Here is a 16,217-nt window from a genome sequence, read left to right on the forward strand (position 1 = left end):
GCTGTCGGTGAAGGAGGAACCGTGATCGCCCTGCTCAACCGCGTCGTCGAGTACATCGAAGGCCACCTCACCGAGGAGATCGACATCTCCGAACTCGCGAGCGGCCTCGGCACCACCGACTACCACGCCCGCCGGATGTTCTCGTCGCTCGCCGGCATGCCGCTGTCGGAATACATCCGGCGTCGTCGCATGACCGTGGCGGCCGCCGACCTGCTCGGCGACGAGGACCTGTTGGGCATCGCGGTGCGCTTCGGCTACGGCTCCACCGAGGCGTTCGGCCGGGCGTTCCGTGCGGTGCACGGTGTCGGTCCCGCCGACGTCCGTCGAGACGGCGGCCCCCTTCGCACGCAACCGCAGCTCAGGTTCCGCCTGACCGTAGAAGGGAATACCCCGATGGACACCCGCATCGCAGCACGACCGTCGTTCCGGCTCGTCGGCCACGCCGCACGCGTGCCGCTCATCCACCACGGCGTCAATCCGCACATCCAGGCGCACATCGCCTCGCTCCCCCAGGCCGAGCACGCCCGACTCAAGGCGATCTCGAACACCGAGCCAGAGGGCCTCCTCCAGGTGAGCGCCGACGTCGATCCCGACTACGGGGAGGGCAGCGAGCTGACCTACCTCCACGGCGTCGCCGTCCGCGAGGGGACGGCGACGCCGGAGGACCTCGACGTGATCGAGGTCCCCGCCGGAAGCTGGGCCGTGTTCCGGATCTCCGGCGCCTACCCGGCGGCCCTGCAGGAGACGTGGGCGGCGACGGCGACCGACTGGTTCCCGTCAAACCCGTGGCGGCTGCGGCCCGGGCCATCCATCGTCGCGGTGCTCGATCGCTCCCCCGACTTCAGCACGGCGACCTGCGAACTGTGGCTGCCGGTGGAGCGCGGGTAGGGACTTCCCCCGATCAGCTCCAGAATCCGGCGAGCTGCTCGGCGAGGGCCGATCCCTGGTCGTACCCGGCCCGTGCGGCCGGCGGTCGCGCCGCCGGGTTCATCATGTTGTCGCCGAACGCGGCACGCGAGTCGTCGTCCGGGAAGACCGTCTCGACCTCGCTGCCCTGTGCGCGCAGGCCATCGACCTGGGTCGCCAGGTGCGTGCCCCACTCCACCGGGGTCAGCGCTCGGCCGCCGAGCGGCGACAGCACGAGCACGCGCGCGCACCCGGTCGCGAGGTCGGCGTTGTCGGCGTTCAGCCGATAGCCGCCGTCGATGTAGGCGTGCTCGCCGATCCGGTACGCGAAGCCGCCCGCGCAGCTCGCGGCGACCGCGTCCACCAGGTCGACGCCGCTGTCGCCGTCGAACACGACCGGTTCACCCGAGGCGGCGTCGACCGCCGTGATGAGCAGTCGGTGCTGCGGCCAACGGCCGCCGGGGAACCGCGCGGCGACCGTGGTGCGCCACCGCGACTGCGCCGCGGCGCTCGACGCCGCGTCCGCGGAGAGCACCACGCCCATCCGGCGTCGCAGGTCGGCCGCGTCCGACGCGACGGCGATCGTCGCCTGCAATCGTGCGAGGTGGTCGGACGTCAGCGTGGGCCGGGCCGGCCCGGTCTGCGGCGGCCCGGCCGGCCCGGCCGGCCCGGTGCGCGGCGGCAGCGGCGGGGCGTCGAGGATGTCGGCGAGCAGTGTCGCGGGGGCGGCGCCCGTGAGCTGGGCCGCCGCGGTCGATCCGGCCGAGGTCCCGATCATCAGGTCGGGTCGGGTCACGTCCAGCCCGCCGTCGGACAGGCCGGCGATCACGCCGATGAGCCAGGCGTTGCCGGCGGATCCCCCGCCGCCGAGGACCAATGCGGTCCGAGCGGGAACGGCCGGGAGTTCGGAGGAGGTACGAGGGTCGTGCAGAGATGAAGGATGCATCGTCGGAGCTTTCTGAGCGTGGAACGGCGCTCCCTCGCGACGGCTACGTCAGTCGCGTGATCGTGAACTCGAAGGGGCGCCCGGAGTGGACAGTGCGTGCATCGGGCTCACCTCCTCGGATCGTGTCACGTTCGTCCCGAGTCTATCGGGCCGGGGCCGCCTCCGCGGCGAGCGGCGCTACCCCGCGCTGAGCGAGTACTCGCCGTCGGCGCATCCCGTGGCGATCCATCCACCGGTCACCTCGCCGAGCTCGAGGTCCGTGATCCCGGCCACCGTCACCTCGGGCTCCGCGTCGCCCGGGAGCCACACCTCGAGTCCGCAGCTGCGCGCCTCGGTCGTGCCCGCGAGCTCGATCGTCGCGCCGTCGGCGCTGAGGGCCGTGAGTGCGCCCGGCGCCGACCGCGGGTACGCGCGGCTCAGGATCTGCAGCAGGTCGTCGCGCGGCGGCGCATCCCCGCCGGACTCGCAGTTCTGCACCATGAGCCCGTTCCCAGTCGGCCCGATGCCGTTCTGCGGGTCGCCGCAGGCCTGCTTCCACACCCAGTAGGCGCTGCCGAGCCGGTGCTCGTCCTCGATGACGGCGTACCGGGCGAGTCGCGCGTCGACGTCCGCCTGGTCGCCCCAGTAGCCGTACTCGCCCGACCAGAGCGGCGCGTCGTAGGCATCCGCCACCCGCTCCGCGAGGTCGAACTGGCGTTCCATGCCCACGATCGGCGGGATCCCGAGCGAGCGGTCCATCGTGAGCGACTCGGCGTACAGGTGCGGCGAGAACGCGATGTTCCGGTCCGCCGTGAAGTCGGCGGGCGGTCCGCTGTCGAATCCGAGACCCGACCACAGGATGCTCGGCTCGATGAACACGATCTGCGGGGCGCCCGCGGCCCGGATCTCCCGGATCGCGTCGTCGTAGAAGCGGCCGAGCAGGTACGAGGTCGTGATGGGCGCGGTCTCGCCGAATCCGGGCTCGTTCATCAGGTCGAAGCCCGCGACGACCGGCTCGTCGCGATACCGCTCGGCGAGGCGACCCCAGGTGTCGGCGAGGGCGCTGCGCACGCCGTCGGTGTCGAAGTAGAAGTGCTGGAACGCGCGGTCGCCGGCCGGCGAGATGTCGCGCCCCTGGAACTGGCATCGGGGCGCGCCGTCGGTGATGGTCGCCCACGCGGGCGCGCCGTCGTAGCCCCACATCGGGTCCGTCCCGGCCCGGCACGCGGTCCCCTCCTCCGTGGCGCCCTTGAACCACGAGTCCTGGTGCATGTCGAGCACGACGTACACGTCGTGGGCCTTCGCCCAGTCGACCGCGTCGTCGATCTGCTCGAGGTACGCCGCGGCGAGCTCGCCGCGCGCGGGTTCGAGCGCCGACCACGACAGGTTGAGGCGGACCACGTCGAAGCCCTGCGCCGCGATCCCGGCGAAGTCCTCCTCCGTGAGCGGGCGCGTGTCGTCGACGACGGCCTGCGGGCGGTAGAAGTCGACGAGCTGGTTCACGTTCACGCCGCGCAGCAGCACCTGGTTGCCGCGGCCGTCGGTGATCACGCGCCCATCGGCGCGCAGGAACCCCTCGGGAACGGATGCCTCGGCCCGCGCCTCGGCCGATGACGCCGACGCCGACGCCGAGCCGACCACGGGCAGGCCGACGGCCACGAGTACCGCCGCGACGGCCGTCGTCGCGCCCGCGATGCGGAGCACCCGGACGGACCGACCCGCGAGCACGCGCTCGGCCGCGACGGCCCCGACGCCCACGAGCCATCCGACGCACGCGCCGAACGACAGCCCGTCGGCGATCGCGATGTACAGGGTCATCAGCGGCCACAGGTCGCCGCGGAATCCGCCGTCGACGATCGCGGCGACGACCGCCTGGACCACGCCCGCGGCGCCGCCGGCGACGAGCGCGGCGAGCCATCCGCCGAGGACTCCCACGATGCGACGGCGCATCCAGCGCAGGCACAGCGCGGTCAGGCCCGCGATGAGCAGCATCGCGACGAGCACGGCGACCGCTCCGCGATCGGGTCGCGCCACGGGGACGCCGGGCGCGAACGCGGCGCTCGTCCACCACATGCCCGCGATGAACGGCGTGACCACGGCGAACATCCCGGCCGGCAGCCAGACGGCCCACGGCGACCCCGGTTCGCGCAGGTCGCGCGTCGAGGGGCCGCCGAACCACCGCGCGAACGCCGCGACGACGAGCGCGGCGGGCACGGCCTTCGCGGTGACGTACCCCGCAGCCCAGGCGGAGTGGGCGAGATCCCACGTCATGACGAGGCACGCGGCGGCCTGCGCGAGCAGGATGGCGAGCACCAGGCCGGCCACGAGGGTCCAGTAGCGGTCGCCGGCGCGGCGCGCGACCCACCAGGCGGTACCGAGCAGCACGGGGACGAAGACCGCGTACGGGGCGAACGGCCAGATCCCGGCGGCGAGCCCCGGCTGGGCGCCGGACCAGCCCACGAGCGCGAGCAGGCCGGTGGGGTCGAGGACCGCCTGGATCGCCACGAGCATGCCGAGTGCGGACAGCGTGACGATCGGGCGGCGAAGCGACGTCATGGCACTCCATCGTGACTGGGCTCGGGGCGGGCGAGCACAGCCTCTGCGATCGCCCGCGCCAAGTCAATCCAATGGCCGCGCGGCGTTCACGAACACCCCCGAACTGGGTGTCCGCTGGGGGTGGAACCGGCGGTCGGCGGCACCGCGGCCGCCCGCACACGAGGAATCAGTCTGCGGCGGCGCGACCCTGTTCGTACCGTTCGAGGCGACGGCCCGTCGCGGGCATCCCGAGTTCGTTGTACGGCCCGCGGACCTCCCGCTCCGGCAGGCGCTCGTCCGTCGGGCACTCGAGCAGCACGTTGGACGTCGACTCGTCGATGTAGTGCTCGGAGATGGGGTGTCCGCACACCGGGCACGGCCGCGCCCGCTGGGCTTCCGGGTCGATGACCTCGGTGTCGTGGACGGTGGGCGGGGCGCCGAAGATCGGCTCCAGGGCCTGGTCGATCCGGTCGAAGAACCTCGTGTATGCGTTGCCGTCACTCGGGCGGCCCGCCTCCTCGCGTGCCATGGCGGACAGGCTACGCCCACTCCCCCGGCACCGCCAGCGTGCCGGCCGCGCGTCGTAGGCTGGCCGGATGAGCACGGATGCCCCCAGCCGACCCGTCACGATCATCACGGGCGGCAGCCGCGGGATCGGCGCGGCGATCGCCGAACGGCTCGCTGAAGACGGTCACGACCTCTTCCTCACCTATCGCGACCGCGCGCTCGACGCGGCCGCCGTCGCCGAGCGATGCCGGGAACTCGGCGCCAGGGTCGAACTCTTCCGCGCCGAACTCGCCGACCTCGACCAGGCGGCGCTCGTGGTGCCGGCAGCGATCGCGGCGTTCGGCACGGTGACGGGACTCGTGAACAACGCCGGCATCACCGGGCGGATCGGCCCGTTCCTCGAGGCGCCGATCGAGGAGACCGACCTCGTCTTCCGCATCAACGTGCTCGCGCCCATCGTGCTCACGCGCGCGGCGATCGCGCACATGTCGACCGCGCTCGGCGGCGCCGGCGGCGCGATCGTCAACATCTCGTCGGGCGCGGCGACGAACGGGTCGGCGCACACGTACATCCCCTACGCGATGAGCAAGGCCGCGCTGAACGCGTTGACCACGGGCGCGGCCAAGGAGTTCGCCGCCGAGGGCGTGCGCGTGAACACGGTGTCCCCCGGCACCACGTTCACCGAGATCCACGCCGCGGCCGGGCGGCCGAACGCTCCGCAGGAACGAGCCGCCCGCATCCCGATGGGCCGCGCCGGCTACCCGCACGAGATCGCGGGTGCCGTCGCGTACCTGCTGTCGGAGGATGCCTCGTACACCACGGGCGCCGACATCCGGATCGCCGGCGGCAACTGACCGACGACCCGGATCCCGGTCAGACCTCCCCGAAGCCGGACTCCGCGAGCGCCGCGACGGCCGCGACCGCGTCGGCGGCGGCGGGATCGGTCGATGCGATCACGACGTCGTCGCCCTTCGTGAGTCCGAGCGCCATGATCGCGAGCAGGCTCTTCGCGTCGACCCCGTTCACGGTGATCGGCTGGCCGAACGTGCTCGCGAGTTTCACGAGGTCGGCGGCCGGCCGCGCGTGCAGTCCCGACGGGTTCACGAGCGTGACGACGCGCCGCAGGTCGGATGCCACGTCCGCGGTCGTCTCCGCACCGTCGCCGGCAGCGTCGGCGTCGGCGTCGGCGTCGGCGCTGCCCGCAGCGGTCCCGGCCGCCGCGACGACGGCTTCGAGCGGATCCCCCGCCTCGGCGGCCACCGCAGCGGCGACGCCGCCCTCCACGAGCGGTGCGTCGACGATGCGGACGCGGGCGCGCACGTCGTCGTCGAGGAAGTCGAGCGCGGTCTCCGCGGTGAGGATCGCGGAGCCGAGGTCGCAGAGCACCGCGACCCCCGCTCCGGAATCCGCCTCGGTGATCGCCGCGCTCACCCGGTCGAAGCTCGTGCCGATGCGACCGTCGTCCGTGCCGCCCGCCGCGACGAGCGCGACCCCCGGAGCCATCTGGCCCGCGAGGTCGACGAGCCCGCGCGCGATCAGTTCGGAATGCGAGACGAAGACGATCCCGACCTTCCCCGGCATCGTCACGCCCCCGCCGTGGTCGCCGCGGCGGCCAGGAGCAGGGAGGTCGACTGGGCACCCGGGTCCCGATGGCCCGCCGAGCGTTCGCCGAGGTAGCTCGCGCGTCCCTTCCGGGCGACGAGGGGCTCGGTCCGCACGGCACCCGCGGCCGCGGCATCCGCGGCCGCGCGGAGCACCGCCGACGGCTCCGCGCCCGACGCGGCCGCGGCCTCCGCGGCGTCGACCGCGGGCGTCCACGCGTCGACCATCGTCTTGTCGCCGATCTCCGCCTTGCCACGCGACACGATGCCGTCGCGCGCCGCCCGGAGCAGCGTCACGACGTCATCCGAGCCGAGCTCGGCGTCGCCCGTCACCGCGACCGCCGCCTTCAGGTAGGCCGTGCCGTACAGCGGCCCGGCCGCGCCGCCGACCGTCGAGATCAGCGTGGTCGCCACGAGCTTGAGCACGTCCGCGGGCGTGGCGTCCTCGGCGAGCCCGTCGAGCTTGCCGAGGACCGCCTGGAAGCCGCGGTCCATGTTCTCGCCGTGATCGCCGTCCCCGATGTCGCGGTCCAGGTGGATGAGCTCGACCCGGTTCTCCTCGATGACCTCGGCGCTCGCGCGCACCCAGGCGACGGCCCAGTCGGTGCCGAGTCCCGCCACGGTCACCGACCCCACCGGAGCGCCGGCGTCTGCACCGGGGCATCCCAGAGCTCGACGAACTCGTCGTCGAGCTTCAACAGCGTGAGCGAGAAGCCCTGCATCTCGAGCGAGGTGATGTAGTTGCCGACGAGCGAGCGCGCGACCTCGATGCCCTGTGCGGCGAGCGACTCGGCCGCACGTCGGTACGCGATGTAGAGCTCGACCGCGGGCGTCCCCCATGCCGTTGACGAACAGCAGCACGCGGTCGCCCGAGGCGAACGGCAGGTCCTCGACGATCGGCGCGAGCATGCGGTCCACGATCGCGTCCGCGGGCTCGAGCTTGCGCCGCTCGCGCCCGGGCTCGCCGTGGATGCCGATGCCGAGTTCGTACTCGTCCTCGGGGAGGTCGAAGCTGGGCTCGCCGGCGTGCGGGACGATGCAGGGGGTGAGCGCCATGCCCATCGACCTGGCGTTCGCATTCACGCGCTCGGCGATCTCGGCGACCTGGTCCAGCGTGTCCCCCCGCTGCGCTGCGGCGCCCGCGATCTTCTCCACGAGCACGGTGCCGGCGACGCCGCGGCGCCCGGCCGTGTAAAGCGAGTCCTTGACCGCGACGTCGTCGTTCGTGACGATCGCGCGCACCTCGATGCCGTCGGCGGCCGCGAGGTCGGCCGCGGTCTCGAAGTTGAGCACGTCGCCCGTGTAGTTCTTGACGATGTGCAGCACGCCGGCGCCGCCGTCGACGGCCTTCGTGGCCGCGAGGATCGGGTCCGGCGTGGGCGACGTGAACACCGCGCCCGGCACGGCGGCGTCGAGCATGCCGTAGCCGACGTAGCCGGCGTGCAGCGGCTCGTGCCCGCTGCCGCCACCGCTGACGAGGCCGACCTTGCCGGCCACCGGCGCATCGGCCCGGACCACGAAGATCGGGTCGTACTCGGCCCGCACGAGGTCGGCGTGCGCCGCCGCGAATCCTGCGACCGATTCGTCGACGACCCGCTTCGGGTCGTTGATGATCTTCTTCACGGACATCCTTCCCCTCGGCTGTCCACGGGCCGCGCCACATGCATCGGCCCTGATGCAGCACCTCCGTTCAACCTACGCCCCGTGCACGACGGCCCGGTAGGCCCTTCGGGGGGTTTTCCGGCGCGGCCTGTTCCGACGGCCCCGGTGGCGAGTAGGGTGTGGTCAAATCCGCCTGGGGGCGCGGCCGTCAGGCATTGCGAGAGGATGGGAAGGTCAACGTGGACAATCTCGGGGTGGTGTTCCTGGCCGAGCTCATCGGCACGGCGATGCTCGTGCTCCTGGGTACCGGTGTGGTGGCGAACGTCGTGCTGACGAAGACGAAGGGCTTCAACGGCGGGTTCCTGATGGTGAACTTCGGCTGGGGCCTCGCGGTCTTCGCCGGTGTCATCGTCGCCTACGCATCGGGGGCGCACCTCAACCCGGCGGTCACGCTGGGACTGGTCGCGAACGGCGTCACGGAGTTCGGCAACGCCGCGATGGGGACCTCGGTCCCGGTCGACGGCCTCACGGTGCTCACCTACATCGGCGCGCAGTTGCTCGGCGCCTTCCTGGGCGCGATCTTCTGCTGGCTCGCCTACAAGCAGCACTTCGACGCCGAGCCCGAGCCCGGCTCCAAGCTGGGCGTGTTCTCCACCGGTCCGGCGATCCGCTCCTACGCGTGGAACCTGGTCACGGAGATCATCGGCACCTTCGTACTCGTGTTCGTCGTGATCGGCTTCGGCCGTCAGGGCGACGCCTCCGGCCTCGCCAGCCTCGGCGCGCTCCCGGTGGCCCTGCTGGTGGTCGGCATCGGCGCCTCGCTCGGTGGTCCCACGGGGTACGCGATCAACCCGGCCCGTGACCTCGGCCCCCGCATCGCCCACGCGATCCTCCCGATCAAGGGCAAGGGAGGCTCGGACTGGAGCTACTCCTGGGTGCCGGTCGTCGGCCCCATCATCGGCGGCCTGCTCGCCGGTTGGGCGGCGATCCCGCTGCTCCCCATCCTCGGATGAGGTTGCGAGGGGTCGGTCCTGCTGGGCCGGCCCCTCTCCGTTTTCCCCGGATCCGAACCCGGAACCCGATCTCCCCCACGTCGCCGCCTACCCGGGCGACGACCAGTGACACCGGCCGTCGACGTCGACGGCCGGGGATAGAGAGGACGGCATGGCCGACTACATCCTGGCGATCGACCAGGGCACCACGAGCACGCGCGCGATCATCTTCGACCGGCACGGCTCGATCGTCTCGCTCGGGCAGTTCGAGCACGAGCAGATCTTCCCGAAGCCCGGCTGGGTCGAGCACGACCCGATGGAGATCTGGCGGAACACCCGCGAGGTCATCGGCAGCGCGCTCAGCAAGGCCGACCTGACGAGGCACGACATCGCCGCGGTCGGCATCACCAACCAGCGCGAGACCGCGGTGGTCTGGGACAAGAACACCGGCGAACCCGTCTACAACGCGATCGTCTGGCAGGACACCCGCACGCAGCCGATCGTCGACCGCCTCGCGGCCGACGGCGGCGTCGAGCGCTTCAAGCAGGACGTCGGGCTCCCGCTCGCGACCTACTTCTCGGGCACGAAGATCGTCTGGATCCTCGAGAACGTCGAGGGGGCGCGCGAGCGCGCCGAGGCGGGCGACCTCCTCTTCGGCACGACGGACTGCTGGGTCCTGTGGAACCTCACCGGCGGCGTGGACGGCGGCGTGCACGCGACGGATGTCACGAACGCGAGCCGCACGCTCTTCATGGACCTCGAGACGCTGAGCTGGCGCGACGACATCCTCGAGGCGTTCGGCGTGCCGAAGTCGATGCTCCCCGAGATCAAGAGCTCGTCGGGCGTCTTCGGCACGGTCGGTCCGTCGAGCCTCCTCCGCGAGGTGCCCGTCGCGGGCATCCTCGGCGACCAGCAGGCGGCGACCTTCGGCCAAGCGGCGTTCGACGCCGGCGAGTCGAAGAACACGTACGGCACGGGCAACTTCCTGATCTTCAACACCGACACGGAGATCGTGCACTCGAAGAACGGACTGCTCACGACCCTCGGCTACAAGCTCGGCGACGAGCCGGCGCACTACGCGCTCGAGGGGTCGATCGCGGTCACGGGCTCGCTCGTCCAGTGGCTGCGCGACAACATCGGGCTCATCTCGAGCGCGCCGGAGATCGAGGAACTCGCCAAGACGGTCGAGGACAACGGCGGCGCCTACTTCGTGCCGGCGTTCTCGGGCCTCTTCGCGCCGTACTGGCGGCCCGATGCGCGCGGCGCGCTCGTCGGCCTCACGCGCTACGTCAACAAGGGCCACATCGCGCGTGCGGCGCTCGAGGCGACCGCGTTCCAGACGCGCGAGGTCCTCGACGCGGTGAACGCGGACTCGGGGGTCGAGCTGACCGAGCTGAAGGTCGACGGCGGCATGATCGCGAACAACACGCTCATGCAGTTCCAGGCCGACATCCTCGGCGTGCCGGTCGTCCGGCCGGTGGTCGCGGAGACCACCGCGCTCGGCGCGGCGTACGCCGCGGGCCTCGCGGTCGGCTTCTGGGGAGGCCTCGACGAGCTGCGCGCGAACTGGCAGGAGGACCAGCGCTGGGAGCCGAAGATGGACCCGGCCGAGCGTGCCCGCCAGATCCGCCTGTGGAAGAAGGCGGTCCAGAAGACCCTCGACTGGGTCGACGAGGACGTCCGCTGAGTCGTCCGGACCACGACGAAGGATGCCCCGTGCGGACCTCGCACGGGGCATCCTTCGTCGTCAGCGCCCGTTCAGGCGCACGTCGCCGCGACCCACTCGTCGAGCTTGCGCGCGGCCGCGCCGCTGTCGATGGCCTCCTCGGCGATCGCGAGCTTGTCGCGGAACCGGTCGAGGATGGCCCGCTGGAACTGGCCCGGGTCCTTCGCGAGGTCGAACGACACGAGGCCGGCCGCCGCGTTCAGCACCACGATGTCGCGCACCGGACCGCGTGCGCCGGCGAGCACCTCGCGCACGATCGCCGCGTTGTGGGCCGCGTCCCCGCCCTGGAGGTCCTCGATCGCGGCACGCGGCAGGCCGAGGTCGCGCGGGTCGAGGTCGTGCTCCTTGACCGTGCCGCCCGAGACCTCCCAGAGGTGGCTGTGCCCGGTCGTGCTGAGCTCGTCGAGCCCGTCGTCGCCTCGGAAGACGAGCGCGGTCGCGCCGCGGGTCTGGAAGACGCCGACGATGAGCGGGACCCGGTCGAGCTGCGCGACGCCCACGGCGGATGCCTCCGGCCGGGCCGGGTTGCAGAGCGGACCGAGGAAGTTGAAGACGGTCGGCACGCCGAGCTGGGCGCGTACGGGGCCGGCGTGCCGGAATCCCGGGTGGAACGCGGCCGCGAACGCGAACGACACGCCGACCTCCGAGAAGACCTCGGCGACCCGCTCGGGCGGGAGCGACAGGTCGATCCCGAGCGCGGCGAGCACGTCGGAGGAGCCCGATGCCGAACTCGCGGCCTTGTTCCCGTGCTTCAGGACCGGGACTCCGGCCGCCGCCGCGATCACGGACGCCATCGTCGACACGTTGACCGTGCCGAACCGGTCGCCGCCCGTGCCGACGATGTCCAGCGCCATCGGATCGACGCGCAGCGGGAGCGCGTGCTCGAGGATCGCATCGCGGAAGCCGACGATCTCGTCGACCGTCTCGCCCTTGCGGCGGAGGGCGATCAGGAATCCCGCGAGCTGGGCCTCCGTCGCGGCGCCCGTCATGACCTGCTCCATGCACCAGGAGGCGTCCGACACGCTGAGGTCCTCGTCCGCCAGGAGGGCGGTGATGATCGCGGGCCAGGTGCGCTGAGCAGTCATGGCGACGATCCTATCCGCGCGATTCACGGCGGATTCCCGGCGCCTCCTCAGCGCTGTCGAGGCTGACCTTCGGTCCGATCGGGGCCGCCACGGCAAGAGTGACGAAAACTCAGCCGCCGTTTCCACCATAATGGGAGCGTGACGAGCACCTCATTGACCCATCAGGCGAGCGCGCCCCTGATCAAGCGTCCCAACACGGTAGCGGTTGGCACCATCGTCTGGCTGGGCAGCGAGGTGATGTTCTTCGCGGGCCTCTTCGCCATCTACTTCACGCTCCGGTCGATGTCGCCCGACCTCTGGGAGTTCGAGGCGAACCGCCTGAACTTCCCGTTCTCGCTGACGAACACGATCATCCTCGTCGCCTCGAGCTTCACCTGCCAGTTCGGCGTCTTCGCCGCCGAGCGGATGCAGCCCTACGCCACCGGCTGGAAGCCCACGCAGTGGGGCCTGACCGAGTGGTTCTTCCTCACCTACGTGATGGGAGCGATGTTCGTCGCCGGCCAGATCTGGGAGTACGCGTCGCTCGTCTCCGAGGGCATCGCGATCGATTCGAACTCGTACGGCTCGGCGTTCTACCTCACGACCGGCTTCCACGGCCTCCACGTCACGGGTGGCCTCATCGCGTTCCTCCTGGTCATCGGGCGCGTGTTCGCGGTGAAGAACTTCGGCCACAAGGAGGCGACGAGCGCGATCGTCGTGTCCTACTACTGGCACTTCGTCGACGTCGTCTGGATCGGACTGTTCCTTGTCATCTACGTCCTCAAGTAGCCCGGAGCGCCAGCACAGCATGACCCCCAACAGGAAGAAGCCCATGAACCGACCGAAGCGACGCACCGGACGCCGGCACCCGCTCGCGACCGTCGCACTGCTCGCTCTCGGCCTGGTCTTCACCGGCGGCGCCTACGCGGCGATCAGCACCGGGACCGCGCAGGCCGAGGCCGATCCGACGTCGCAGGAGACGATCGACGAGGGCAAGAAGCTCTTCCAGGCGAACTGCGCCACGTGCCACGGTCTCGATGCCGAGGGCACCGCGACCGGCCCGAGCCTCATCGGCGTCGGCGCTGCCGCGGTCGACTTCCAGGTCGGCACGGGCCGTATGCCCATGCAGGCGCAGGGCCCGCAGGCCCCGGTCAAGCCGGTGCAGTTCACCGACGACCAGGTCAAGCAGCTCGCCTACTACGTCGCGTCCCTCGGGCCCGGCCCGGACATCCCCGACGACCACCTCGCCAACGGCGGCGGTGACGCCGCGAACGGCGCCGAGCTGTTCCGCATCAACTGCGCGATGTGCCACAACGTGGCCGGCGCGGGCGGCGCGCTCACCGAGGGCAAGTACGCCCCGGCGCTGACCGAGACCACGGGTGTGCACATCTACGAGGCCATGGTCACCGGCCCGCAGAACATGCCGGTCTTCAACGACCTGAACATCTCCCCCGAGGACAAGCGCGACATCATCACGTACCTCAAGTACGTGCAGGACAACCGCTCCCCCGGCGGATTCGAACTCGGCTCGCTCGGCCCGGTGGCCGAGGGCCTGTTCATCTGGATCTTCGGCCTCGGCGCCGTCGTCGCGATCACGGTGTGGATCACGGCGAAGTCCAACTAGCGCCCGGCAACGAAGAAGCTCAAGAAGGAGAACCATGGCCCAGGACGACCACAGCGGCGCGGAGATCACCGCTGCCGACTCGTCGCACGCCGAGCCGACCCACTCGCCGGGAACGGCGGTCATCGTCGCCGACGGCTTCGAGAATCCCGGATTCCCGGCCCACCGGCCGCGCGTGACCGACGAGAACCCGAAGCGCGAGAAGCGCGCCCAGCGCACGGTCTACACGCTCTTCTACCTCTCCATCCTCGGCAGCGTCTGGGCGATCGCCGCCTACATGCTGTTCCCGATGGAGTCGAACAACGTCGGCGACGTGCGCCTGAACAACATGTTCATCGGCCTCGGTGCGACGCTCGCGCTGCTCGGCATCGGCTTCGGCGCCGTCCACTGGGGCAAGGCCGTCATGAGCGAGGTCGAACTCGCAGACGAGCGCCACCCCATCGGCGGGTCGCCCGAGACGCAGGCGGCCGCAGCCCAGGTGTTCGCCGACTCGGATCGCGAGTCCGGGTTCAGCCGGCGGTCGGTCATCCGGAACAGCCTCATCGGCGCGCTCCTGGTCTTCCCGCTGCCCGCGGTGGTCCTGTTCCGCGGCCTCGCTCCGCAGGACCAGCTCCCGGTCGAGCTTCTCAGCCACACGATGTGGAAGAAGGGCACGAGGCTCGCACTCGACCCTTCTGGCGCGCCGATCAAGGCGTCCGACATCACGATCGGCAGCGCGTTCCACGTGATCCCCGAGGGCCTGCAGGACCTCGAGCACGGCAGGCTCGAGGAGAAGGCCAAGGCGGCCGTGCTCCTCATGCGTCTCAACCCGGACGAGCTCAACGAGCTCCCCGAGCGCGAGTCCTGGTCCTACGACGGCATCGTCGCGTACTCCAAGATCTGCACCCACGTCGGATGCCCCGTGGCGCTCTACGAGCAGCACACGCACCACCTGCTCTGCCCCTGCCACCAGTCGCAGTTCGACGTGGCGAACCACTGCGAGGTCATCTTCGGGCCGGCCGCCCGGCCGCTGCCGCAGCTGCCGATCGCGGTCGACGACGAGGGCTACCTCATCGCGCAGAGCGACTTCACCGAACCCGTCGGCCCGAGCTTCTGGGAGCGTCATTGAGCACCGCATCAACCACCAGCGCTCCGCAGAAGCGGTCGTTCACGGCTGCCGCGTCGGTCTATGTCAACGAGCGGACGAGCATCGCCGGCTTCGTCAAGGAGCTCGGCCGGAAGGCGTTCCCCGACCACTGGTCGTTCCTGCTGGGTGAGGTCGCGCTCTTCAGCTTCGTCGTCATCCTCATCTCGGGCACGTTCCTGACGTTCTTCTTCCAGGCGTCGATGGCCGAGGTCCACTACGACGGCTCGTACGTCCCGCTCAAGGGCGTCGAGATGTCGGTCGCGATGGCGTCGACCCTCGACATCTCGTTCGACCTGCGCGGTGGCCTGTTCGTGCGCCAGATGCACCACTGGGCGGCGCTCATGTTCGTCGCCGGCATCGGCCTGCACATGCTGCGGATCTACTTCACGGGTGCCTTCCGCAAGCCGCGCGAGTTCAACTGGGTGATCGGCTTCATCCTGTTCATCCTCGCGATGGGCGAGGGCTTCACGGGGTACTCGCTTCCGGACGACCTGCTCTCGGGCAACGGCCTCCGGATCATCGACGGCCTGATCAAGGGCATCCCGGTGGTCGGCACCTGGATCTCGTTCCTGCTCTTCGGCGGCGAGTTCCCGGGCTCGACCATCGTCGGCCGCCTGTACACGCTGCACATCCTGCTGCTCCCGGCGCTCGTCGTCGCACTCGTGGCGCTGCACCTCGTGTTCGTGGTCGTGCACAAGCACACCCAGTACGCCGGGCCCGGCAAGTCGCAGCTGAACGCGGTCGGCCCGCCCATCCTCCCGGTCTACGCGGCCAAGGCCGGCGGGTTCTTCTTCATCATCTTCGGCGTGCTCGCGCTCATCGCCTCGATGTTCACGATCAACCCGATCTGGAACTACGGCCCCTACGACCCGTCGCCGGTGTCCGCGGGCACGCAGCCGGACTGGTACATCGGCTTCGCGGACGGCGCGCTGCGCCTCATCCCGCCGGGCTGGGAGATCGTGTGGCTCGACCGCACCTGGTCGTTCAACATCCTCGTGCCGCTCATCGCCATCGGCATCTTCATCGTGCTCGTGCTCATCTACCCGTTCCTCGAAGCGTGGATCACGGGCGACAAGCGCGAACACCACATCGCGGACCGCCCGCGCAACAACCCGACCCGCACCGGGATCGGCGCCGCAGGCGTCACGTTCTACGCGGGCCTCTGGGCAGCGGCGAGTTCGGACATCCTGGCCACCCACTTCAGGCTGACCATGGAGGGCGTCATCCACGCCCTGCAGGCCGTGGTCATCATCGGCCCGTTCATCGCCTTCTTCATCGCGAAGCGCGTCGCCATCGCGCTGCAGAAGAAGGACCGCGAGATCGTGCTGCACGGCTACGAGTCGGGCCGCATCGTCAAGCTCCCGGGCGGCGAGTTCATCGAGGTGCACCAGCCCCTCGACGAGTACGAGCGGTGGCGTCTGGTGAGCTTCGAGAGCTACCAGCCCCTGATGATCCGCCCGAACGCGCGCGGCAAGATCACCGCCGGCCAGCACGTCCGTGCCGCACTCTCGCGGTGGTTCTTCGAGGACCGGATCACGCCGGTCACCAAGGGCGAGCTCGAGGCATCGCACCACCACGGCGAGCACCACTGACGCTCGCACCGTCTGACGGA

The 16,217-nt window shown here is 70.9% G+C and carries 14 protein-coding genes and 1 pseudogene; 8 read left to right on the forward strand and 7 right to left on the reverse strand.

Annotation, left to right across the window (positions count from 1 at the left end; translation table 11 throughout):
• Positions 1-21 precede the first annotated feature (21 nt).
• A complete protein-coding gene (locus tag ACDF64_RS13530; RefSeq protein ID WP_394551885.1) occupies positions 22-888 on the forward strand; it encodes a GyrI-like domain-containing protein in 867 nt (288 codons plus the stop codon).
• Between the two features lie 13 nt (positions 889-901).
• Here the strand turns inward: ACDF64_RS13530 and ACDF64_RS13535 are convergent, their stop codons facing one another.
• From ACDF64_RS13535 to ACDF64_RS13545, 3 genes are all read right to left on the reverse strand, one after another.
• Positions 902-1,852 carry a patatin-like phospholipase family protein gene (locus tag ACDF64_RS13535; protein WP_394551886.1) on the reverse strand — a complete coding sequence of 317 codons (951 nt, stop codon included), beginning with the start codon at positions 1,850-1,852 and terminating at the stop codon, positions 902-904.
• A 177-nt stretch (positions 1,853-2,029) separates the two neighbouring features.
• On the reverse strand, positions 2,030-4,387 hold the full coding sequence (locus ACDF64_RS13540) for a glycoside hydrolase family 5 protein (protein ID WP_394551887.1): 2,358 nt from the start codon (positions 4,385-4,387) through the stop codon (positions 2,030-2,032).
• A gap of 166 nt (positions 4,388-4,553) precedes the next feature.
• Positions 4,554-4,895, reverse strand: coding sequence for a hypothetical protein (locus ACDF64_RS13545; protein WP_394551888.1), 342 nt, complete (start codon positions 4,893-4,895; stop codon positions 4,554-4,556).
• Between the two features lie 67 nt (positions 4,896-4,962).
• Here ACDF64_RS13545 and ACDF64_RS13550 point away from each other — a divergent pair, with 67 nt between their 5' ends.
• Positions 4,963-5,727 carry an SDR family NAD(P)-dependent oxidoreductase gene (locus tag ACDF64_RS13550; RefSeq protein ID WP_394551889.1) on the forward strand — a complete coding sequence of 255 codons (765 nt, stop codon included), beginning with the start codon at positions 4,963-4,965 and terminating at the stop codon, positions 5,725-5,727.
• A 19-nt stretch (positions 5,728-5,746) separates the two neighbouring features.
• On the opposite strand, the gene dhaM is transcribed toward ACDF64_RS13550, so the two are convergent.
• The 3 genes and pseudogenes from dhaM to dhaK form a co-directional block, all read right to left on the reverse strand.
• On the reverse strand, positions 5,747-6,454 hold the full coding sequence (dhaM, locus tag ACDF64_RS13555; protein WP_394555146.1) for a dihydroxyacetone kinase phosphoryl donor subunit DhaM: 708 nt from the start codon (positions 6,452-6,454) through the stop codon (positions 5,747-5,749).
• A gap of 2 nt (positions 6,455-6,456) precedes the next feature.
• Entirely contained in the window at positions 6,457-7,110 is a 654-nt protein-coding gene (gene dhaL / locus ACDF64_RS13560) for a dihydroxyacetone kinase subunit DhaL (protein ID WP_394551890.1), read from the reverse strand.
• Positions 7,098-8,097 (reverse strand): annotated as a pseudogene (dhaK, locus tag ACDF64_RS13565) (dihydroxyacetone kinase subunit DhaK). Before dhaK ends, dhaL begins: the two are co-directional and overlap by 13 nt.
• A 218-nt stretch (positions 8,098-8,315) precedes the next feature.
• On the opposite strand from dhaK, the gene ACDF64_RS13570 reads away from it, so the two are divergent.
• Both ACDF64_RS13570 and glpK read left to right on the forward strand, forming a co-directional pair.
• Positions 8,316-9,089, forward strand: coding sequence for an MIP/aquaporin family protein (locus tag ACDF64_RS13570; protein ID WP_394551891.1), 774 nt, complete (start codon positions 8,316-8,318; stop codon positions 9,087-9,089).
• A gap of 151 nt (positions 9,090-9,240) precedes the next feature.
• Positions 9,241-10,755 (forward strand): glycerol kinase GlpK, encoded by a 1,515-nt coding sequence (glpK, locus tag ACDF64_RS13575; RefSeq protein WP_394551892.1) that lies wholly within the window; start codon positions 9,241-9,243, stop codon positions 10,753-10,755.
• 71 nt (positions 10,756-10,826) lie between these two features.
• Here glpK and trpD read toward each other — a convergent pair whose 3' ends face one another.
• Positions 10,827-11,879: an anthranilate phosphoribosyltransferase gene (trpD, locus tag ACDF64_RS13580; protein WP_394551894.1), complete on the reverse strand. Its 1,053-nt coding sequence runs from the start codon at positions 11,877-11,879 to the stop codon at positions 10,827-10,829.
• A gap of 138 nt (positions 11,880-12,017) precedes the next feature.
• Here trpD and ACDF64_RS13585 point away from each other — a divergent pair, with 138 nt between their 5' ends.
• Genes ACDF64_RS13585 through ACDF64_RS13600 form a run of 4 tightly spaced genes read left to right on the forward strand, consistent with a single transcriptional unit; the run spans position 12,018 to position 16,197 of the window.
• Entirely contained in the window at positions 12,018-12,647 is a 630-nt protein-coding gene (locus tag ACDF64_RS13585; RefSeq protein ID WP_394551895.1) for a heme-copper oxidase subunit III, read from the forward strand.
• 43 nt (positions 12,648-12,690) lie between these two features.
• Positions 12,691-13,482, forward strand: coding sequence for a cytochrome c (locus ACDF64_RS13590; RefSeq protein ID WP_394551896.1), 792 nt, complete (start codon positions 12,691-12,693; stop codon positions 13,480-13,482).
• A gap of 34 nt (positions 13,483-13,516) precedes the next feature.
• Positions 13,517-14,587, forward strand: coding sequence for a Rieske 2Fe-2S domain-containing protein (locus ACDF64_RS13595; RefSeq protein ID WP_394551897.1), 1,071 nt, complete (start codon positions 13,517-13,519; stop codon positions 14,585-14,587).
• Entirely contained in the window at positions 14,584-16,197 is a 1,614-nt protein-coding gene (locus ACDF64_RS13600) for a cytochrome bc complex cytochrome b subunit (protein ID WP_394551898.1), read from the forward strand. Before ACDF64_RS13595 ends, ACDF64_RS13600 begins: the two co-directional genes overlap by 4 nt.
• The last annotated feature ends 20 nt before the right edge of the window (positions 16,198-16,217 follow it).

Source organism: Agromyces sp. MMS24-JH15, assembly GCF_043518605.1.
Taxonomy (GTDB): Bacteria; Actinomycetota; Actinomycetes; order Actinomycetales; family Microbacteriaceae; genus Agromyces.